The 19,928-nt window shown below is 65.6% G+C and carries 15 protein-coding genes; 4 read left to right on the top strand and 11 right to left on the bottom strand.

The genetic code is table 11. The annotated features are described in order from the left end of the window. Positions 1 to 28 precede the first annotated feature (28 nt). Together J4G43_RS25910 and J4G43_RS25905 are read right to left on the bottom strand one after the other, a co-directional pair. A complete protein-coding gene (locus tag J4G43_RS25910) occupies positions 29 to 1,429 on the bottom strand; it encodes an efflux RND transporter periplasmic adaptor subunit (RefSeq protein WP_208086724.1) in 1,401 nt (466 codons plus the stop codon). Next, positions 1,419 to 2,870 (bottom strand): efflux transporter outer membrane subunit, encoded by a 1,452-nt coding sequence (locus J4G43_RS25905; protein ID WP_210387359.1) that lies wholly within the window; start codon positions 2,868 to 2,870, stop codon positions 1,419 to 1,421. The genes J4G43_RS25910 and J4G43_RS25905 overlap by 11 nt, the downstream gene beginning before the upstream one ends. A 636-nt stretch (positions 2,871 to 3,506) precedes the next feature. On the opposite strand from J4G43_RS25905, the gene J4G43_RS25900 reads away from it, so the two are divergent. Next, positions 3,507 to 4,736: an SAM-dependent methyltransferase gene (locus J4G43_RS25900; protein WP_063986386.1), complete on the top strand. Its 1,230-nt coding sequence runs from the start codon at positions 3,507 to 3,509 to the stop codon at positions 4,734 to 4,736. 95 nt (positions 4,737 to 4,831) lie between these two features. After that, the gene (locus J4G43_RS25895; RefSeq protein WP_028147612.1) at positions 4,832 to 5,866 is read left to right on the top strand and encodes a cysteine synthase A; all 1,035 of its coding nucleotides are present in this window, start codon (positions 4,832 to 4,834) and stop codon (positions 5,864 to 5,866) included. Positions 5,867 to 6,033: 167 nt separating this feature from the next. Here the strand turns inward: J4G43_RS25895 and J4G43_RS25890 are convergent, their stop codons facing one another. The 4 genes from J4G43_RS25890 to J4G43_RS25875 are packed head-to-tail and all read right to left on the bottom strand — an operon-like array spanning position 6,034 to position 10,541. Next, the gene (locus J4G43_RS25890; RefSeq protein ID WP_210387358.1) at positions 6,034 to 6,771 is read right to left on the bottom strand and encodes an amino acid ABC transporter ATP-binding protein; all 738 of its coding nucleotides are present in this window, start codon (positions 6,769 to 6,771) and stop codon (positions 6,034 to 6,036) included. Positions 6,772 to 6,782: 11 nt separating this feature from the next. Continuing rightward, positions 6,783 to 8,303 carry an amino acid ABC transporter permease gene (locus J4G43_RS25885; protein WP_208086722.1) on the bottom strand — a complete coding sequence of 507 codons (1,521 nt, stop codon included), beginning with the start codon at positions 8,301 to 8,303 and terminating at the stop codon, positions 6,783 to 6,785. After that, positions 8,300 to 9,505, bottom strand: coding sequence for an amino acid ABC transporter permease (locus tag J4G43_RS25880; protein WP_208086721.1), 1,206 nt, complete (start codon positions 9,503 to 9,505; stop codon positions 8,300 to 8,302). Before J4G43_RS25880 ends, J4G43_RS25885 begins: the two co-directional genes overlap by 4 nt. A gap of 19 nt (positions 9,506 to 9,524) precedes the next feature. Continuing rightward, positions 9,525 to 10,541, bottom strand: a complete 1,017-nt coding sequence (locus tag J4G43_RS25875) for an amino acid ABC transporter substrate-binding protein (RefSeq protein ID WP_208086720.1) — start codon at positions 10,539 to 10,541, stop codon at positions 9,525 to 9,527. Positions 10,542 to 10,934: 393 nt separating this feature from the next. On the opposite strand from J4G43_RS25875, the gene metC reads away from it, so the two are divergent. Then, a complete protein-coding gene (metC, locus tag J4G43_RS25870) occupies positions 10,935 to 12,119 on the top strand; it encodes a cystathionine beta-lyase (protein WP_208086719.1) in 1,185 nt (394 codons plus the stop codon). A 178-nt stretch (positions 12,120 to 12,297) separates the two neighbouring features. Next, positions 12,298 to 13,986, top strand: a complete 1,689-nt coding sequence (locus J4G43_RS25865) for a Na/Pi cotransporter family protein (protein ID WP_208086718.1) — start codon at positions 12,298 to 12,300, stop codon at positions 13,984 to 13,986. 9 nt (positions 13,987 to 13,995) lie between these two features. On the opposite strand, the gene J4G43_RS25860 is transcribed toward J4G43_RS25865, so the two are convergent. The 5 genes from J4G43_RS25860 to pbpC all read right to left on the bottom strand — a co-directional run bounded on the left by J4G43_RS25860 (position 13,996) and on the right by pbpC (position 19,881). Next, on the bottom strand, positions 13,996 to 14,334 hold the full coding sequence (locus J4G43_RS25860) for a lipid-A-disaccharide synthase N-terminal domain-containing protein (protein WP_208086717.1): 339 nt from the start codon (positions 14,332 to 14,334) through the stop codon (positions 13,996 to 13,998). Then, positions 14,331 to 15,068: a glycosyltransferase family 2 protein gene (locus J4G43_RS25855; protein WP_071914140.1), complete on the bottom strand. Its 738-nt coding sequence runs from the start codon at positions 15,066 to 15,068 to the stop codon at positions 14,331 to 14,333. The genes J4G43_RS25860 and J4G43_RS25855 overlap by 4 nt, the downstream gene beginning before the upstream one ends. Positions 15,069 to 15,133: 65 nt before the next feature. After that, complete coding sequence (locus J4G43_RS25850; RefSeq protein ID WP_208086716.1) at positions 15,134 to 15,979, bottom strand: phosphatase PAP2 family protein; 846 nt, start codon at positions 15,977 to 15,979, stop codon at positions 15,134 to 15,136. After that, entirely contained in the window at positions 15,980 to 17,722 is a 1,743-nt protein-coding gene (locus tag J4G43_RS25845) for an ArnT family glycosyltransferase (RefSeq protein WP_028151725.1), read from the bottom strand. 50 nt (positions 17,723 to 17,772) lie between these two features. Next, a complete protein-coding gene (gene pbpC, locus J4G43_RS25840) occupies positions 17,773 to 19,881 on the bottom strand; it encodes a penicillin-binding protein 1C (protein ID WP_208089410.1) in 2,109 nt (702 codons plus the stop codon). Positions 19,882 to 19,928 lie beyond the last annotated feature (47 nt).

Below are 19,928 nucleotides of genomic sequence, written 5' to 3'. Positions count from 1 at the left end.
CCTGCCGCTCAGGCGGCTGTTGTCGGGATCATGGCTGCTTGGCTCCAGGTCCCGATGCCCCCGGCCCCGATGCCGGTCCGGTCTGCCCCTTCTGGTCGCCTTCGCTGCTGCTCCTCTTGGCGCGGTGCTCGCCGTCCTTGCCCTGTCCGTCCTTTTGCCCGTCCTTGGCCTGCCCATCCTTCTTCTGGCCGTCCGGGCCGCGCGTGCGCTTGCGCGGGGCGAGATCGGCCGACGGTGTCTGGTCATCGCGGCCGACGACCACCTTGGAGCCGTCGGACAGATTGGCAAAGCCCGTCGTGACGACCTTGTCGGTCGGCGACAAGCCGCTGGCAATGACGGCGTCATGCTCGTTCTGCTGGGTCACGGTCACCGGCTTGGCGGAGACGACATTGTCCTCGCCGATGACGTAGCTGAAGGTGCCGATCGGTCCGCGCTGCACCGCCGATGTCGGCACCACCAGCGCCTGCATCAAGGTCTCGACCTTGAGGCGGACATTGACGAACTGGCCCGGCCAGAGCTGGTAATTGGCGTTGGGGAATTCCGCCTTGAGCTTGAGCGTGCCGGTGGTCTGGTCGACCTGGTTGTCGATGCCGGTCAGCTTGCCGGTGTCGATCACGGTGATGCCGTCATTGCCGAACACGTCGACCGCGAGCGTGCCCTTCGACGCCGCCGCGTTGACGCGCATGATCTGCTGCTGCGGCAGGCTGAACCACACCGCGATCGGCTGCAATTGCGTGATCACCAGGAGGCCCGTGGCGTCGGCGGCGTGGATGATGTTGCCCTGGTCGACCTGCCGCAGGCCGGCGCGGCCCGAAAGCGGCGCCACGATCTTGGTGTAGCTCAACGTCGCCGCCGCATTGTCGATCGCGGCCTGGTCGGCCTTCACCAGCGCCTCGGTCTGCGCGACCAGCGCGCGCTGGGTGTCTGCCTGTTGTTTGGAGCCCGCGTTGGAGGCAGCCAACTGCTCGTAGCGCGTAAGGTCGATGCGCTGGTTGGCGAGCTGCGCCTCGTCCTGCGCTTTCTTAGCGACGGCCTGATCATACGTCGCCTGGTAGAGCGCGGGATCGATCTCGCCGAGCACGTCGCCCTTCTTGACGTCCTGGCCCTCGGTGAATTTCACGGCGATCAGCTTGCCGTCGACCTGCGAGCGCACGGTCACTGTGTTGAGCGCGCGGATCGCACCCACGCCGTCGAGATAGACCGGGACGTCCTGGATGCGGGGTGTCGCCGCCAGCACCGGCACCGGCAGATCGGGCCGCTGGTTGCGGCCATTCGCCTGCTGTGGCTGCTGGTGCCAGACGGTCCAGCCGAAATAGCCGAGCCCGCCAAGGATGGCGAGCGTGATCAGGGTCATGACGAAGCCGCGGCCGCGCGATTTCTTCGCCGTCCCTTCCTTCGCGCCTTCCTTCGTATCCGGCTTAAAGAGCATTGACCGGTTTCTCCATTCGCGGCTCCCAGCCGCCGCCGAGCGCCTGATACAGGCTGACGATGGCGAGAAGCCGTGCGAGTTGGGCCTGCCACAACGCATCTTCGGCCTGAAATAGTGTCTGCTGGACGTTCAGCACAGTCACGATGTCGGCCGTGCCGGCGCGCAATTGCTGCTCGGCGAGATCGAAGGCGCGCTTCGACGACGTAACGACATCGCGCTGCAATTGTAGCTTGATCGTGGTCTGCTTGATCGAATACAGCGCGTTGTCGACGTCCGCAAACGACTGGATGATGGTCTTGCGGTAGGTCTGGAGCAACTCGTCCTGCCGCGCCTTGGCGAATTCGAAATTGCCGAGGATCTTGCCGCCGTCGAAGATCGGCTGCGTGGCGCTGCCGACGAGCTGGAAGAAGGCCGCATGCGGCTGGAACAGCGAGACCAGCGCCGAGCTCTGATAGCCGCCATTGCCGGTGAGCTGGATCGTCGGAAAGAACTGCGCGCGGGCATTGCCGATGTTCGCGGTCGCCGAGGCGAGCTGTGCTTCCTGGCGGCGGATGTCGGGCCGCTGCGTCAAAAGCTCCGACGGCAGGCCGGGCGTGACGCGCGGGATGGCGATCTTGTTCAGCGAGCCGCCGAGCACGCGGACGCTCTCCGGCGGCCGCGACACCAGCACGGCGAGCGCGTTGACGTTCTGGTCGAGCGTCTGGCGCAGCGGCGGCACCAGCGCCTTCTGGTTGGCGACCACGCTCTCCTGCTGGGCGACGTCGAGATCGGTCCCGGTGCCGGCCTTGCGGCGCTCGCGAATGGCATCAAGGATCCGCTGCGCGCTGGCGATATTGCTCTGGGCGGTGCGCAGCCGGTCCTGCGAGGCCAGCACCTGGAAATAGGCGTTGGCGACGCCGGCGAGCGTCGTCAGGGCGACGACGTCACGATCGAAACGGTTGGCATTCGCCGTCTCTTCCGCCGTTTGCAGCGCATCGCGGTTCTGGCCCCAAAAGTCGAGCTGGTAGCTCGCGCTCAGCGACGCCGAATAGTTGACGACCTCGCGGCCGCCGATGGACAGGCCCGAGGCGCTCGAACCCGAGGTGCGTGAATAGGTTTCCGATCCGCCGCCCGACAGGCTCGGCAGCAGCGCAGCGCCTGCCTGCCGCGCCTGGGCGTCGGCCTGGACGATGCGCGAGACGGCGGCGGCGATGTCGAGATTGACAGTCTGCGCCTCCTCCATCAGTTGCGTCAGCTCCGCGGAGCGAAAGCCGCGCCACCAATCCAGCGACGGCGGCGCATCCGGCTTGCCCGCGTATTTGTACTGCGTGGGAACATCGAGTGCGGGATCGGGCAAATCCTGCGTCAGCACGCAGGCGCCTGAACTGGCGGCAAGGCACGCCACGGCAGCCCATCGCGCCGCGCGCGACGTCCGGAACGTAAGGCTGGGAGATCGCCTCATGGCGACCGCAGGACCATCCTGTGTCACATCCACCCCCCGCCGGGCAGATAGATCCGCCACCGCAGAGCCGGATTAACCGATTCGTGGCGGGACGGCCGGGGGCGTTTATGTAACTCGTTCACAGCCGTGATGCTTTCTGCGGAACCTGAAGTTCATACTAGCGGGGCGCGGAACAGGGGGACAGTCCCGCACCTGCGAAATGCGGCCTCGAATGCGTCGATTGCGAGCTCTCACAAATACAAAATATCCCTGTCTCACAGAGCTTTTTCGCATTCCAGCCTCGCTCCGATGCGCATTCTAGCTTACCAAGATTTCATGTGATATTGCCGCTACGCCGACGCTAGGACCACCGGTCCCGGCAGCCGCTCCACCGAAACCTGCGCCGCGGCGCACCGCAGCTTCCCCGGCCTTGGCTGAGCGCACGGCGCGCTAGGCCTGCAATCGCACTGTGCACACGGCGGTGGACTGCCGGAGGTACCCCGCCAGCCCCTTGGCGACCGGCGCAGCGCGCACCTATATCATGCGCATGATTCGACGCTGACCGTTTGCGGGGCGCCCTCGGGTCCAGCGATATGAGGCGTATGGGGGCGCCTGGCTCGCGGTCGGACAGTATCCGTTCAGGTGATGGATCTGCCGATGTCGCATACCATCTCGGTGACGTCAGACACCATAGACACAGTGCTTGCCGATCTGCCGCGCATCGTTCGGCTCGCACTCAGTTTTGGCGCGCGGCTGCGGCGAGGAACGCTCGACGTCACCCTGCCCGACGGACGCGTGATCCGCCTCGGCGGCCAGGAGCCGGGCCCGAATGCGGCGATGCGGCTGCACAATTACGGCTTCGCGTCGCGCCTCATCAACGGCGGCGACATCGGCATCGCGGAGGCCTATCTCGCCGGCGACTGGGATACGCCGGACCTGACGCAATTCCTCTACCTGTTCTGCGTCAACCACGATCTCATCCAGGCCATGCTGAACGACAAGCCGCTGATGCGGTTCGTCCAACTGCTGCAGCACTGGTTCAACCGCAACACCCGCCGCCAGGCGCGGCGCAACATCCATGCCCATTACGACATCGGCAACGCGTTCTATTCGGCCTGGCTCGATCCCGGCATGACCTATTCCTCGGCGCTGTTCGAGGAGAGCACCTCCGATCTCACGGCAGCCCAGACCAACAAATACCGCCGGCTCGCCGAGGCGCTCGACCTGAAGCCGGACCAGACGCTGCTCGAGATCGGCTGCGGTTGGGGCGGCTTCGCCGAGTTCGCCGCAAAGACCTTCGGCACGCGCGTGGTGGGCCTCACGATCTCGACCGAGCAGCGCGATTTTGCGCAGAAGCGCATTCACGAGGCGGGCCTTGCCGACAAGGTCGAGATCCGTCTTCAGGATTATCGCGACGAATGCGACCGCTACGACCGCATCGCCTCGATCGAGATGATCGAGGCCGTCGGCGAGCAGTTCTGGCCGAAATATTTTGCCCAGTTGCGGGACCGGCTGCTGCCCGGCGGCCTCGCCGGCATCCAGGCGATCACCATCCAGGACAGGCTGTTCCAGAGCTACCGGCGCGAGGTGGACTTCATCCAGCGCTACGTCTTTCCCGGCGGCATGCTGCCCTCGCCCGCCGTGCTCAAGTCGCTCGGTGACAGGTTCGGTCTGCCCGTCATTCGCGAGCGCATCTTCGGGCAGGATTATGCCAAGACACTGGCCACCTGGCGGAATAACTTCCAGACGGCCTGGCCGGGCCTCGTGCCGCTCGGCTTCGACGACCGGTTCCGGCGGCTGTGGGAGTATTACCTGTCCTATTGCGAGGCCGGATTCCTGTCCGGGAATATCGACGTCCGGCAAGTCATCTTCGCAAAGCAGCAATAAGGGTTTGCGGGGTCGGCTTGCAAGGGTCGCTTGTAAGGCCCGCCACCCTACTTTAGGGTCGCGCCACCCTATGATCCAGCCGGTAATTGCCTGACATGACCATCAAAAATGACGTTGTCGAAGCCATCGGCAACACCCCGCTCATCAAGCTCAAGCGCGCCTCCGAACTGACCGGCTGCACCATTCTGGGCAAGGCCGAGTTCATGAATCCGGGCCAGTCGGTGAAGGACCGCGCCGGCAAATGGATGATCCTGGAGGCCGAGAAGCGCGGCGAGCTCAAGCCGGGCGGTCTCGTGGTGGAGGCGACCGCCGGCAACACCGGCATCGGCCTCGCGGTCGTGGCGAGCGCGCGCGGCTACCGCACGCTGATCGTGATCCCGGAGACGCAGAGCCAGGAGAAGAAGGATTTTCTGAAGCTGTGCGGCGCCGAGCTGATCGAGGTGCCGGCCCTGCCCTATGCCAATCCCAACAATTATCAGCATGTCGGCCGCCGGCTCGCCGACGAGCTGCGCAAGACCGAGCCCAATGGCGTGCTGTTCGCAGACCAGTGGAACAACCTCGACAATGCGAAGGCGCACTACGAGTCGACGGGCCCCGAGATCTGGGAGCAGACCGGCGGCAAGGTCGACGGCTTCGTCTGCTCGGTCGGCAGCGGCGGCACGCTCGCCGGCGTCAGCCGCTATCTGAAAGAAAAGAACAAGAACGTGAGGATCGCCTGCGCCGATCCGCATGGCGCCGGCATGTTCGAATATTTCCGGAGCGGCGACGCCAAGGCGACGCCGGGCGGCTCGATCACGGAAGGTATCGGCCTCAACCGTGCGACCGCAATCGTCGAGAGCGCCAAGGTGGATGACGCCTATCTCGTTCCCGACGCGGAAGCCGTCACGGTGATCTACGAGCTGCTCCAGCACGAAGGCCTGTGCCTCGGCGGTTCCACCGGCATCAACATCGCCGGCGCGATCCGGCTCGCGAAACAGCTCGGGCCCGGCAAGACCATCGTCACCGTGCTCTGCGATTCCGGCAGCCGCTATCAGTCGAAGCTGTTCAATGCCGACTTCATGCGCGCCAAGAACCTGCCAGTGCCGGAATGGCTGGAGAAGCGCAGCAACATCAAGCCGCCGTTCGTCTAGGCCGGGAGGGTTGCGGCCGCCCGGATTACCAAGTCCGGCTCAAGTTGAGCCAAGCCGCGGTGCCGTAGGGTGGGCAAAGCGTCAGCGTGCCCACCATGCTTGCCAAGATCGCCGAGGGATGGTGGGCACGGCGCGACGCGCCTTTGCCCACCCTACGGCAGCTCGCTTCACCGCAAGATCTGGCTCAAGAACAGCTTGGTGCGGGCGTGCCGGGGAGCGGCGAAGAACTCGTTCGGCGTATTGGCCTCGATGATCTGGCCCGCATCCATGAACACGACGCGGTTGGCGACCTCGCGGGCGAAGCCCATTTCGTGAGTGACGACCAGCATAGTCATGCCCTCCTCGGCGAGGTCGACCATGGTGTCGAGCACTTCCTTGACCATTTCGGGGTCGAGCGCCGAGGTCGGCTCGTCGAACAGCATTACCTTGGGGTTCATCGTCAGCGCGCGTGCGATCGCGACGCGCTGCTGCTGGCCGCCGGACATCTGTCCGGGAAACTTGTTGGCCTGATGCGGGATCTTGACCCGCTCCAGGAATTTCATCGCGTTGACCTCGGCGTCCCTCTTCGGGATATTGCGCACCCAGATCGGCGCCAGCGTGCAGTTCTCCAGCACGGTCAGATGGGGGAACAGGTTGAAGCTCTGGAACACCATGCCGACCTCGCGGCGGACCGCATCGACGTGCTTCAGGTTCGGCCCGAGCTCGATGCCGTCGACGACGATCTCGCCCTCCTGGAATTCCTCGAGCGCGTTGATGCAGCGGATCAACGTCGACTTGCCCGAGCCCGAGGGGCCGCAGATCACGATGCGCTCGCCCTTCTTGACCTCGAGGTCGATGTCGCGCAGCACGTGGAACTCGCCGTACCATTTGTTGAGGCCGGAAATCTTGACGATGGGGTCGGACATGATGACCTCGATCAGTTGCGACGGTGAGCGTTGAGGCGGTGCTCGACGAAGAGCGAGTAGCGCGACATTCCAAAGCAGAAGATGAAGTAGATGATCCCGGCGAAGGCAAAGCCGGTGAACGCGGTCGACGGCGTCGACCATTTCGGATCCGAGAACGACGCCCTGAGCGAGCCCAGCAGGTCGAACAGCGCCACGATCGAGACCAGCGACGTGTCCTTGAACAGCGAGATGAAGCTGTTGACGAGGTTCGGAATGACGTGGCGCAGCGCCTGCGGCAGCACGATCAGCGAGGTCGTCTTCCACCAGGACAGGCCCAGGGCGGCGGCCGCCTCGCCCTGCCCGCGCGGGATCGCGGCCAGCCCGCCGCGGACGTTCTCGGCCTGATAGGCGCCCGTGAATAGCGAAATGCCGATCAGCGCGCGTACCAGACCGTCGACCGTAAAATTGCCCGGCAGAAACAAGGGCAGCATGTAGGTCGCGAAGAACAGCACGGTGATCAGCGGCACGCCGCGCCAGAACTCGATGAAGGCGATCGAGAAGATCCGGATCAGCGGAATGGTCGAGCGGCGGCCGAGCGCCAGCGCGATGCCGATCGGCAGCGAGGTGACGATGCCGGTCACGGAGACCACCAGCGTCACAAGAAGCCCGCCCCACAGATTCGTGGTCACGACCGGCAGGCCGCCGTGATCGAGCCCCATCAGCTTGATCACGACCGCGATGGCGACAAAGGTGGCGATGCTGGATGTCAGCGCCCGGCCGCCGGTGCGAACGCCGCCACCGACGACGAAGGCGATCAGGGAGACGATGGCCGCCGTGATGGCGAAATCGGCCCAGACCGACTGGCCCGTTCCCTGGAGCTGGTCACGCAGCCAGGTCAGCGGAAAGATCAGCCAGTAGATCGCGGTGCCGAGCAGCACGATGAGATTGCCGGCCAGCCAGAAGAGCGGTGCGATGGTTGAGGTCTTGGCGAGACTGAGCAGAGCCTGCCCGGCGCCGATGATGCTGTCGTCGAACAATCGCAGCAGGCCGGCCGTCCAGCTCAGGCCAAACCCGGTGATGCCGCCGCCGTGCAACAGAAAGAATGCAACGACTGGAAAGGCGAAGAAGAACAGACCGGCGTTCAGTCCCTTCGCCGGCAGGCGCGGAATGAGCAGCGGCAGAAGCAGAGCCGCCGCCAGGATCAGCGAAAGGTTGACCCGCCAGCGCTCGGCCTCGGGATAGAAGCCGTAGATCAGTTGCGGCAGCTTGGCCTGGATGAAGGGCCAGCAGGCGCCGACCGAAAAGCCGGCATTCTCGGTCAGGCACGCCGTGCGATCCTTGCCGGTCCAGACCGCATCGACCATCAGGAACTTCACGGCAGGAATGACGGTGAACCAGAGCAGCAAGGCGCCGACGATCGTGAGCAAAATGTTGGTCGGCGAATTGAACAGGCGCGTGCGCATCAGGCCGATGAAGCCCGTGGTCTTGACCGGCGCGGGACGCTCAGTGAGCAGGTCCCGGCGGACATAGGCGGACGAGATGATGTCGCTCATGCGCCCAGACTCCGGCTGACGCGCCAACCGTAGACGCTCATGACGGCGCTCGTGAGCAGCGAGATCAGGAGGTAGACGCCCATCGTCATGGCAATGATCTCGATCGCCTGCCCGGTTTGGCTCAGCGACGTGCCGGCGAACACCGACACCAGGTCAGGATAGCCGATCGCGACCGCGAGCGAGGAATTCTTGGTGAGGTTGAGGTACTGGTTGGTCAGCGGCGGCACGATGACGCGCATCGCCTGCGGCACGACGATCAGGCGGAGCGTGGTGCCGCGGCTCAGGCCGAGCGAGGATCCCGCTTCCATCTGACCGGAGTGGACGGACAGGATGCCGGCGCGCACGATCTCGGCGATGAAGGCCGCGGTATAGGTCGACAGCGCCAGCGTCAGCGCCACGAATTCCGGGGTGACTCTTGAGCCGCCGGCAAAATTGAACCCCTTGAGCTGCGGCAGCTCGAAGGTGAAGGGCAGGCCGAACACCAGCACGGCCGCGAGCGGCAGCCCGAACAGCAGGCCCAGCACATAGGGCCAGATCCGGATCATCTGACCGCGCTGAAATAGCGCCCGCCGCGCATAGAAGCGCAAAACCAGCGAAGCGACGATGCCGAGGACCAGCATCGCCAGGAATGGCTCGAAGCCGCCCTCACCGATCGGGCGCGGAATGACGAGCCCACGGTTGCTAATGAAGGCGATGCCCAGCAGCGAAATGCTCTGCCGCGGATTGGGCAACGCCGCGAGAACCGCCAGGTACCAGAACAGGATCTGGAACAGCACCGGCAGATTTCGGCCGATCTCGACATAGATCTCGCCGACGCGTGACAGCAGCCAGTTGGGCGACAGCCGGCACAGCGCGACGATGAAGCCGATCACGGTGGCGAAGAAGATGCCCACCACCGAGACCACGAGCGTGTTCAAAAGCCCGACCACGAACACGCGCAGGAACGTGTCCGAGCCGGTGTAGGAGATCAGGGTCTGGTTGACGTCGAAGCCGGCGTTGTTGCGCAGGAAGCCGAAGCCGGCGGCAATGTGCTGGTTTTCGAGGTTGGCCCGGGCGTTGGAGACGATCTCGTAGCCAATCCAGCCCAGGATCGCCGCGAAGGCAAACTGGACGGCGACGCCGTTCCAGCCTGCCTTGCCGCCCAGAACGCGCCTGATCTTCAGCGCGATCTGGGCCGGCGGTTTTCGAGCCTCGGTGCTCATCGCCGCGGATCAGGCGGGATCAGCGGATCGGCGGCGCGTACTGAAGACCGCCCTTATTCCAGAGATTGTTGAGGCCACGGCTGATGCCGAGCGGCGAACCGGCGCCGACGTTGCGATCGAACACCTCGCCGTAATTGCCGGTGGCCTTCACGATCCGCACCACCCAGTCCTTGGTCAGGCCGAGCTGTTCGCCGAAATTGCCGTCGCTGCCGAGCACGCGCTTCAGCTCCGGATTTTCCAGTTTCGCCTTCTCGTCGACGTTCTTCGAGGTCACGCCCAGCTCTTCGGCGGTGACCATGGCGAACAGCGTCCATTTCACGATGTCGAACCACTGGTCGTCGCCGTGACGCACCATCGGCCCGAGCGGCTCCTTCGAGATGATTTCGGGGAGCACCATATGGTCGTTGGGATTGGCAAGCTTGAGGCGGTTGGCGTACAGACCCGACTGGTCGGTGGTGAAGACGTCGCAGCGGCCGGCTTCATAAGCCTTGACCGTTTCGTCGTTGGTGCCGAACGCGATCACCTCGTACTTCATGTTGTTGGCCTTGAAGTAGTCGGCGAGATTCTGCTCGGTGGTGGTGCCGGTCTGGACGCAGACCGAGGCGCTGTTGAGCTCGAGCGCCGAATTCACCTTGAGCGACTTCTTCACCATGAAGCCCTGCCCGTCATAATAGGTCACGCCGGTGAAGTTGGCGCCGAGCGAGGTGTCGCGCGAGATGGTCCAGGTGGTGTTGCGCGAGAGCACGTCGATTTCGCCGGATTGCAGCGCCGTGAAACGATCCTTGGCGGACAACGGCACGTACTTGACCTTGGTCGGATCGTTGAAGATCGCCCCGGCGATCGCGCGGCAGAGGTCGACGTCAAGCCCGGTCCAGTTGCCCTTGTCGTCGGGCGAGGAGAAGCCGGGCAGGCCCTGGCTGACGCCGCAGGACAGCATGCCCCGGTCCTTGATGGTCTTGAGCGTTTGCGCATCGGCGGCCTGGGCGGAGAGGCCGGCGGCGAGAGCGAGAGTGAGAGCCAGGGTTACGCGTTTCATGGGCTGAAGGCCTTTCAAAGTCGTCTCAATGTCAGGAATGGCGTCTTTGGGATCGTCTCCGCTAGGGCTAGCCGCATCAAGACTGGCCTTGCAAGAGTCATGCTGGAAAACCTTGCCGAACACTCGCCCATCCCGGGAGGCCATACCTTAATCCCCGCCGCAGGCGCCCGCCGTTACGGCTGTGACGCAAGGTCCGGTCAGACGATGGATCGAAGGTCGCGGCAGCCCCTCAACATGCGGCGACTGAATAGCACCCGCGCATCTCAGAACGACTGGCGAGCCGGGTCAAGGGGTTGACGGGACTCTTCTGTGTTCTGTTATTAACGGCAGCGGCCTTCGGCCGGCCCGCGGGCGCGGCGCGCCCGGTGGAAACGCGGTTTTGAAAGCAGACGCATGGATTCCTCGCACCCCTCCCAACAGAACGCCGAAACCCGGCTGGTGACCTCCGGCCGCGACACCAAGGCGCAGAAGGGGTTCGTCAATCCGCCGGTGTTTCACGGTTCGACCGTGCTCTATCCGACCGCCGAGGACCTGCACGCCCATCGCGGCGAGTTCCAGTACGGCCGCCACGGCACCCCCACCACCAGGGCGTTCCAGGAGACGCTTATGGCACTGGAGGGGCCGCAATGCGCCGGCGTCGGCATCGTGCCGTCGGGGCTGTCGGCGATCTCCACCACCCTGCTCTCGGTGCTGAAGACCGGCGACCATCTGCTCGTCTGCGACAACGTCTATCGGCCCTCGCGCAATTTCTGCAACGGCATGCTCGCGCGCCTTGGCATCGAGACCACCTATTTCGATCCGCTGATCGGCGCGGGCATCGACAAGCTGTTCAAGCCCAACACCCGCGCGGTGCTGGTGGAGGCGCCGGGCTCGCAGTCGTTCGAGATGCCGGACATCCGCGCCATCGCCGAGGTCGCGCATGCGCGCGATGCGCTCGTCATCGACGACAACACCTGGGCGACGCCGCTCTATCATCGCTCGCTCGACCAGGGCGTCGACATCAGCATGCAGGCCGCCACCAAATATATCGGCGGCCATTCCGACATCATGTTCGGCACCATCTCGGCCAACGCCAAGGCCTGGCCGCAGATCGCCGAAGGCATCCGCCTGCTCGGCGTCTGCGCCGGCCCTGACGACGTCTTCCTCGCGCTGCGCGGCCTGCGCACGCTGTCGGTGAGATTGGCGCAGCATCATCGCTCGGGGCTCGACATGGCGCGCTGGCTCGCGGCCCGACCCGAGGTCGCGCGCGTGCTGCATCCGGCGCTCGAAACCCATCCCGGCCATGCAATCTGGAAGCGCGATTTCACCGGCGCGTCGGGCCTGTTCAGCATCGTGTTGACGCCGGCGCCGCAGAAGGCGGTCGACACCATGCTCGACACGCTCAAGCTGTTCGGCATGGGCTTCTCCTGGGGCGGCTTCGAGAGCCTCGTGATTCCCTTCGATTGCGACGCCTATCGCACCGCCACGAAGTGGTCGCCGGGCGGCCCGACCCTGCGACTGCACATCGGCCTCGAAAGCGTCGACGATCTCAAGTCCGATCTCGATCGCGGCTTCGCTGCCCTCAAGGCGGCAATGTGAGCCTGCTCACAAGGCATCGCGCCTCGGGACGCGGCAATCGCGCGCCGGCGGACGCGCAAAACGCGCGCCGCGGGAACGCGCAACCGCCGCAAACGTAACGCGGATGCGCCAACAAAGGGTTTGAACCGCTGACGTTTGGCGCTAGCCTCACCAATCGACTCCAATCCGGACGCGGAGCATGGGAACGTTGGTTCTGCTCGATCTGATGGGCGGCGTGGCGCTGTTGCTGTGGGGCCTGCACATGGTCCACAGCGGGATTCTGCGCGCCTTCGGCCCGGACCTGCGGCGGCTGCTCGGCAAGGCGCTCGGCAACCGATTCAACGCGTTCGCCGCCGGGCTAGGCCTTACCGCGCTGCTCCAGAGCAGCACGGCGACGGCGCTGATCACCAGCTCATTCGCGGCAGAAGGCCTGGTCAGCCTGGCCGCCGCGCTCGCCATCATGCTGGGGGCCAATGTCGGCACGACGCTGATCGTGCAGGTGCTGTCGTTCAACATCGCAGCCGTTGCGCCTGTCCTGTTCGTGCTCGGGCTCGTCGCCTTCCGCTCCGGCCCACGGTCGCGGATCAAGGATATCGGGCGCGTCTTCATCGGTCTCGGCTTGATGCTGCTGTCGCTGCACATCCTGCTCGACACACTGGCTCCGGCCGAGAACGCGCCGGGTGTTCGTGTCATGATGTCCGCGATCACGGGCGATCCCGTGCTCTGCATCGTCATCGCCGCGCTCGTCACCTGGGCGGTGCATTCGAGCGTCGCCAGCGTGCTGCTGATCATGTCGCTGGCCTATTCGCAGTTCATCACGCCTTACGCGGCCCTCGCGCTGGTGTTGGGGGCCAATCTCGGCAGCGCCATCAATCCCGTGTTCGAGGGCGCCCGGCGCGACGATCCCGCAAGCTACCGCCTGCCGCTCGGCAATCTCGCCAACCGCGTGATCGGGATCGCGCTGGTGCTGCCGTTCCTGAATGGGATCGCTGAGCACATGCACGCCTGGCAGCCTGATCTCGCCAGGATGACGGCGGCCTTCCACATCGCCTTCAACGTAGGCACGGCCGTCATCTTCATCGGCCTGCTCGACATCATGTCCCGGCTCCTGACCCGGCTGCTGCCTGATCGCGTCCGGGAAGACGATCCGGCCCGGCCGCGCTATCTCGACGAGAGCGCGCTGGAGACGCCGTCACTGGCGCTCGCCGACGCCGCGCGTGAGACCTTGCGCATGGGCGATCTCGTCGAGGTCATGCTGCGCAAGGTGATGGCGGCGATGATGACCGGCGACCGTGCGCTGGTCGACCAGGTCACGAAGATGGACAATGTCGTCGACAGCCTCGACGAAGCCATCAAGCTCTATGTGACGAAGCTGATGCGGGGCAGCCTCGACGAGAGCGAGGGGCGGCGCGCGATGGAGATCATCTCCTTCGCCATCAACCTCGAGCATATCGGCGACATCATCGACAAGAGCCTGAGCGAGCTCGCGACCAAGAAGATCAAGCGCCGCTTCCAGTTCTCGGTCGAGGGCGCCGAGGAGCTCGCCGCCTTCCACAAGCGCACGATGGACTCGCTGCGGATCGCCTTCGGCGTCTTCATGTCGGGCGATGCCAACGAAGCGCGCAAGCTGCTGGTGGAGAAGACCACGCTGAAGAACACCGAGCTCGCCGCCGTCGAGCGTCATCTCGACCGCCTGCGCGAGGGCCGCCCCGAGACCATCGAGACCACCTCGCTGCATCTGGACGTGCTGCGCGACCTGCGCCGCATCCACTCGCATATCTGCTCGGTCGCCTATCCCGTGCTCGATGCCGCCGGCGAGCCTTATCGCAGGAGCGAGGCGGATGCCGCCCTGCCCGCCTCCGGCGCGGCCTCGGCGTTACCGCGCTAGCGGCGCGTCTCAGCGATCCATCGTCCTCGAGGCGCGGCCGCGGTTCTTGATGATCAGCATGATGTTGCGGATATAGATGATGGTCGCGAGCGCCTGCCCAAGGATGATGACGGGCTCGCGCTTCACGACGCCGTAGACCAGCGTCATCAGCCCGCCGCCCATCGAGCAGAACCAGAACGCCATCGGCACCACGCTGTTGCCGGCCCGCTCGCTCGCGATCCACTGCACCAGGAAGCGCGCGGTGAAGAACAGCTGCGCGACGAGGCCGAACGCCAGCCAGAAATCGAACTTGGCGACGAAGACGTCGTAGAGATAGTTATTCAACGCCTGACCGTATTGGATGATCATGCCTTCACCTCAGTCACATCTGGTGTCGGCTTCTTGCGGCGGATCAGCCACCACACGCCGACGAGATCCATGATGCCGATCCACAGCCGGTCGAAGAAACCATAGTTTGACACGCCGGAACGGCGCGGCCGGTCGATCACGTCGACATAGGCGATCTCGTAGCCCTCTCGGCGCACCAGCGCCGGCAGGAAGCGATGCAGCCCGTCGAAATAGGGCATCATCAGGAACACGTCGCGCCGGAACGCCTTCAGGCCGCAACCGGTATCGCGCGTTCCGTCCTTCAGGATAGCATTGCGGACGCCGTTCGCCACGCGCGACTGGAATTTCTTGAAGCCGGTATCCTTGCGTCCGACACGCTGACCGGCAGCGAGGCCGACGCGCCCCGCCCCCTTCTCGACCGCCGCGATCAGGTCGGGCAGGAAGGCGGGATTGTTCTGCCCGTCGCCGTCGAGCGTCGCCACGATCGTGCCGCGCGCCGCGCGCACGCCACTGCGCACTGCTGCCGACTGGCCGCCTGATCTGGCATGGCGAAGCTGCCGGAGATTGTCGCGCTGCTGCATGATCGCGCCGAGCCGTTCGCCGGTCGCGTCCGTCGAGCCGTCATTGACGTAGATGATTTCATAGGCCCAGCGGCCGTCGAGCGCCGCGCCGATCTCCTCGATCAGCGGCGCGATGTTGTCGGCTTCGTTGCGCACGGGAACGACGATGGAAACCGAAGGCTGGGACGACGACAAATCGAAAGCTCGTGGTTGGAATTGGCCTGCCCCGGGGAACCGGCGGTCCCGGCAGGCAGCCGCTTTTATGGGGCGGATGCCCCCTGGGCAACCCTTTTGAGGCGGCCCGAGACCGCCCCTGCAAGAGGCACAATGGTGCCGTCGGCGCGGATGGCAAAGCCGAGCCTCCGGGCCGCGAACCAGTAGCGCACTGCCATGGCGCCGACCATGCCGACCAGAGCGCCGGCAACGACGTCGCTCGGATGATGCGCGAGCAGCACCAGCCGGGTCAGCAGGATCACGATTGCGTAAGTGAACATGAACACGCGCAGGCGCGGCCACAGCGCCGAGACCGCAAACGCCAGCGCAAACGCCGTCACCGCATGCCCCGACGGCAGGCTGGCATAAGCCCCCGTTCCCTCGAACGGGATGAAGTTGAACGGATCGGCCTTGCCGCTCACGAACGGACGTCCGCGACCGATGAGATATTTCAGGATCTCGGCAACGAACACGGACAGGGCGACAGACAGAAACATGAACTGCAGCCGCGTACCGAGGCCGAGCAGCAGCCCACGACGGGTGCCATGCAATCCCGCTGCAACGAGCGCCAGGACCACCAGCGTCCCCCCGAGCACCGAGAGCACATACTCGTCCTTGCCGAAATCGGTGAGGATGCGGATCGGCCACAGGCTCGGCGTGCCACGCACCGGCATCAGCTGGATCTCGGTCTGATCGAACGCGAGCATCAGCACGATAATCAAGGCCGCACCGGCCGCGCTGAGCCACAGCGAATGCCGCGCCAGCTTTCGCGCGGCTTCGGCGCGGCATGAATGCGAAGGCGTACGGACGAGCTGCGCCAGGGCACGGCCCGACACCGCGAGCAATTGCGCGGGATAGCCCGGGCGCGGCGTGATGTCGGCTGGCGCCGGCATCTACTCAGTGCCTTCCGAGCGGAAGATCGAGATCGAGATCGCGCGCCCTTGCGAGAAATTATAGCCGTCGATGCGGGTACCGACCTTGTAGCGCAGCCCGATCGCCTCGGCCCGCTGCACGAAGCTGCGCTCCGAGCGCTGCTCGATCAGCGCGAAGCGACAGCTCCCCTGCCGCAGGAAATCCGCCGCGCCCGAGCCGTCTGTGAGCAGCGTCTGCGTGCCCGTCAGGAACACGAGGCTCGGCTCGTGATAGCCGGCGGCGGCTGCCTTCGGCCCGACGCAGGTGACGTTGCGAAGCGCGCGTGCGATCTCGATGCTCGGAAACAGCGGGGTCAGCGACGGCAGCACGATGCCGTAGACCACGACCGCGAGCATCAGGGCTGCGACCAGCGCGTTGAGCAGCGAGCGCTCGGCGCGGTTGGTGTCGAACAGCCACCAGGCGAACAGACCGAAGATGAGCGAGGCCGCAATGAACGGCCAGGCCACGAACGCCGGTTGCCGCGTCAGCATGACCGCGCCGACCACGGCGATGATCGAGGCGGCAGCGGGAATCGCGAACCACCAGGCCGAGCCGCGCGCGAGCCACGAGCGCGACAGCACGTTGCGCTCCAGCGCACCGACGGTAAGGATCGCGATCGCCGGATACAGCGGCAGCACGTAATGCGGCAGCTTGGTCAGCACTGCCTCGAACACGATCCAGGAAGGGATCAGCCAGGCCAGCAGGAACTGCGCGCCGGGCTCGCGCCGGGCCCGCCACACCGCCGGCGCCGCCATCGCCGCAAGCGGCGCGCCGGGCCAGAACGTGATCCAGAATAGCGCCAGATACAGTCCGGGCGGCGCGCCATGGGATTCCTGGGCGCCGATTTTGCTCAGCATGTCGCCGCCGACGGAATCGGCGAAGAAGGCATCGCCTGCGCGCCAGAAGATCGCGACGAACCAGGGCAGCACCAGCACCAGCATCCACATCAGGCCCCAGAGCGGACGCAGCTTCCACAGCCACGAGGCATCTCGGTCCTGGATCGCGAGCGCGACGATGGTCAGGCCCGCGAACATCAGGATCAGCGGACCCTTGATGAGGATGCCGACGGCGAGCGCGGTCCAGAAGATCGCGGGCCAGCTCCAGGGCGGATGGGTCTCATCCTCTGCGCGCTGCCACGACAGATAGGCGCGCGACATCGCGCCCATCGCGGCGGTCACGCAGAACAGCAGCATCGCATCGGTTTTCGCGAGGCGTGCTTCGACGCCGAGCAGCACCGAGGCGCACATCAGGAGCGCGGCGAGCACCGCGGCGCGCCGCGTGACGAAGCCGAGCGCGGCCCAATAGGTCATGAGCACGGCGCCGATTGCGCCGATCAGTGACGGCAGCCGGTACACCCAGATCCGCAATTCGGCCTTCGGCAGCTTGAGCGCGGATGCGGCTTCAACCGCGGCCGACTGCAACCAGTAGATGCCGACTGGCTTCTTGTAGCGGACGTCTTCCTGGAAGCGGATGTCGACATAATCGCCGCTCTCGACCATCTGCTTGGTGGCCTGCGCAAAGCGCGCCTCGTCGCGGTCAACGGGCGGAATCGTGAAGAAGCCCGGCAGGAATAGCAGCAGCGCACACAGCAGCAGGAAGCCGACCGCGCGGGCGTGACTGGCCGTGGCGTAGTCCAGCATAAGCACGAGCCGGCTGCCCGGATTCACGGGCGCTTTCGGCTCGCGGGGTGCTCCAAAACGGGGGCTGGGATAGGTCTCGGCCATTGGTTCCGCTTACGCTGAAACCGTCATTCGGACAACCGGTTAAGGCGGGGTCATTGAATTCGAATGACAACTGTGTCCGCGGCGCCAGTGGCGTCGATCACGGTGAGCCGCGCAAAGCCCGGACCAGGCGGATCGATCAGGCGCTGGCGGCGCCCGTCGATCTCGCCCAGTGATGTTCCGTTAACCATGATGGTCATGGGAAGGACGCCGCCGGCGACCTTCACCGGCATGGCTGCGCTCCCCTCGCCGCCGGAACGGTCGACATCGATCCGCGAGCCGTTCAGCGGGAACTGGATGTGCAGCGCCTGCTCGCTGCCGGTCCGCACTAGTTCCCCGACCGGGCGGAACCGCTTCAGCGGCAATGGCAACTTGGCGTTGCTGGCGACCAGAGTTCCCTTCGGCGGCTTCGGCAACGGGGCCAGCGTCTTGCCGGTGCGGGCGAAGGCATCGAACAGGATCGGGGCTGCGGCCACGCGGCCGATCAGGCCGGGAACCGGCGCGCCGTCGGGCCGGCCGACCCAGTCGCCGATGGTCATGCGGCCGTCGAAGCCGACCGACCAGGCGTCGCGATAGCCGTAGGAGGTGCCGGTCTTGAACGCGATGCGGTTGTGGGCGGCGTTTTCGGGCGGCGGCGTGCCCAGGAGCACGTTGCCGACCTGCCAGGCCGCGACCTGGTCCAGCAGCCGCAGCGGTTCCCGATCGTCCCGGCCGGTCATGAGGTCGCGCAACGGCATGGTGGTGCCGAGCCGGGCGAAACCCGTATAGAGCTGGGTGAGGTCCTGCAGTGTCACACCAACGCCGCCGAGTCCCATCGCGAGCCCCGGTGCCTCGTCCTTGGGCAGGACCAGATTGCCACCAGCCTGCCGCAGCCGCGACGACAGCCGGCTCGCGCCGACGCGGTCGAGCAGCACGATCGCCGGCACGTTCAGCGACAATTGCAGCGCCTTCTTCACCGGCACCGTGCCCTGAAACGTCATGTCGAAATTTTCCGGCGCGTAGGAGCCGAAGCGGACGGGCCGGTCGTCGATCAGACTGTCGGGGTGGACGAAGCCGTCCTCGAAGGCGAGCCCGTAGATGAAGGGTTTTAGCGTCGACCCCGGCGAACGGACGGCGCGGGTCATGTCGACCTGCCCCGCCCGGCTCTCGTCGAAATAGTCGGCCGAACCGACGCGGGCGAGCACGTCGCCGCTCTCATTATCGACCACGATGATGCCGACCGAGATGTTGGGCCCGAGCGCAATGGCACGGTCGCGCGCCAGCGGCTCCAGCACCTTCTGCAGATTGGCGTCGAGCGTCAGCTTGATGACCGGCGTATCCTTGACCGTCGACAGCGCCGTGTCGGAGGCGTGCGGCGCGAGGATCGGCATCGGCTTGCGCAGTTTTGGCACGGGCACGGCCTTGGCCTGCTTCGCGTCCTCAAGGCTGACCACATGCTCCTCGACCATGCGGTCCAGCACGCGGTCGCGCGCCTTGCGTGCGGCCTCGGGATAGCGATCGAGCCGGCGCGTCTCCGGCGATTGCGGCAGCGCCACCAGCAGCGCGGCCTCGGCCATCGAGAGCCGCTTCGGCTCCTTGCCGAGATAGGCGATCGAGGCCGAGCGGATGCCTTCGAGATTGCCGCCATAGGGCGCCAGCGCGAGATAGAGGTCCAGGATCGCATCCTTGCTCATGCTGCGCTCGATCTCGATCGCGCGTACGATCTGGCGCAGCTTGGCATAGAGCGAGCGCTGCCGCCGCGGCTCCATCAGGCGCGCAAGCTGCATGCTGATGGTCGAGCCGCCCGAGACGATGTGGCCGCGCGTGGTGAGCTGTAGTGCGGCGCGCCCGAGAGCGAGCGGGTCGAGACCGTTATGCGCGTAGAAGCGCTGGTCCTCATAGGCGAGCAGCAGCTTGAGATAGTTCGGATCGACGTTGGCCCTGGCATCGACCGGCAGCCGCCAGCGGCCGTCGGCCATGGCATAAGCGCGCAGCAGTTTTCCGTTGCGATCGACGACCGTGGTGGAGACCTGGCGTGCCTCGTCGAGCGGCAGCGGGCCGAGCGAGTAGACCCAGGCGACGAAGCCGCAGGTGGCGAGGATGAGCGTGAGCGCGAGGCCCGAGAGGACACGACGGCCCCAGCCCTTTGCTCCGTCATGGCCGGGCTTGTCCCGGCCATCCACGTTCTTCGCCACGGCGCCACAGTTCGTGGATGCCCGGGACAAGCCCG

The organism is Bradyrhizobium barranii subsp. barranii, from assembly GCF_017565645.3.
GTDB lineage: Bacteria > Pseudomonadota > Alphaproteobacteria > Rhizobiales > Xanthobacteraceae > Bradyrhizobium > Bradyrhizobium barranii.
The sequence above is the reverse complement of the archived record's forward strand: the minus strand, read 5'-3'. Positions and strand labels throughout refer to the sequence as shown.

Excerpts from the sequence above, each read along its gene's own strand:
- J4G43_RS25910 (WP_208086724.1), bottom strand. The coding sequence starts at position 1,429 with ATGCTCTTTAAGCCGGATACGAAGGAAGGCGCGAAGGAAGGGACGGCG.
- J4G43_RS25905 (WP_210387359.1), bottom strand. The coding sequence starts at position 2,870 with ATGAGGCGATCTCCCAGCCTTACGTTCCGGACGTCGCGCGCGGCGCGA.
- J4G43_RS25900 (WP_063986386.1), top strand. The coding sequence starts at position 3,507 with ATGTCGCATACCATCTCGGTGACGTCAGACACCATAGACACAGTGCTT.
- J4G43_RS25895 (WP_028147612.1), top strand. The coding sequence starts at position 4,832 with ATGACCATCAAAAATGACGTTGTCGAAGCCATCGGCAACACCCCGCTC.
- J4G43_RS25890 (WP_210387358.1), bottom strand. The coding sequence starts at position 6,771 with ATGTCCGACCCCATCGTCAAGATTTCCGGCCTCAACAAATGGTACGGC.
- J4G43_RS25885 (WP_208086722.1), bottom strand. The coding sequence starts at position 8,303 with ATGAGCGACATCATCTCGTCCGCCTATGTCCGCCGGGACCTGCTCACT.
- J4G43_RS25880 (WP_208086721.1), bottom strand. The coding sequence starts at position 9,505 with ATGAGCACCGAGGCTCGAAAACCGCCGGCCCAGATCGCGCTGAAGATC.
- J4G43_RS25875 (WP_208086720.1), bottom strand. The coding sequence starts at position 10,541 with ATGAAACGCGTAACCCTGGCTCTCACTCTCGCTCTCGCCGCCGGCCTC.
- metC (WP_208086719.1), top strand. The coding sequence starts at position 10,935 with ATGGATTCCTCGCACCCCTCCCAACAGAACGCCGAAACCCGGCTGGTG.
- J4G43_RS25865 (WP_208086718.1), top strand. The coding sequence starts at position 12,298 with ATGGGAACGTTGGTTCTGCTCGATCTGATGGGCGGCGTGGCGCTGTTG.
- J4G43_RS25860 (WP_208086717.1), bottom strand. The coding sequence starts at position 14,334 with ATGATCATCCAATACGGTCAGGCGTTGAATAACTATCTCTACGACGTC.
- J4G43_RS25850 (WP_208086716.1), bottom strand. The coding sequence starts at position 15,979 with ATGCCGGCGCCAGCCGACATCACGCCGCGCCCGGGCTATCCCGCGCAA.
- J4G43_RS25845 (WP_028151725.1), bottom strand. The coding sequence starts at position 17,722 with ATGGCCGAGACCTATCCCAGCCCCCGTTTTGGAGCACCCCGCGAGCCG.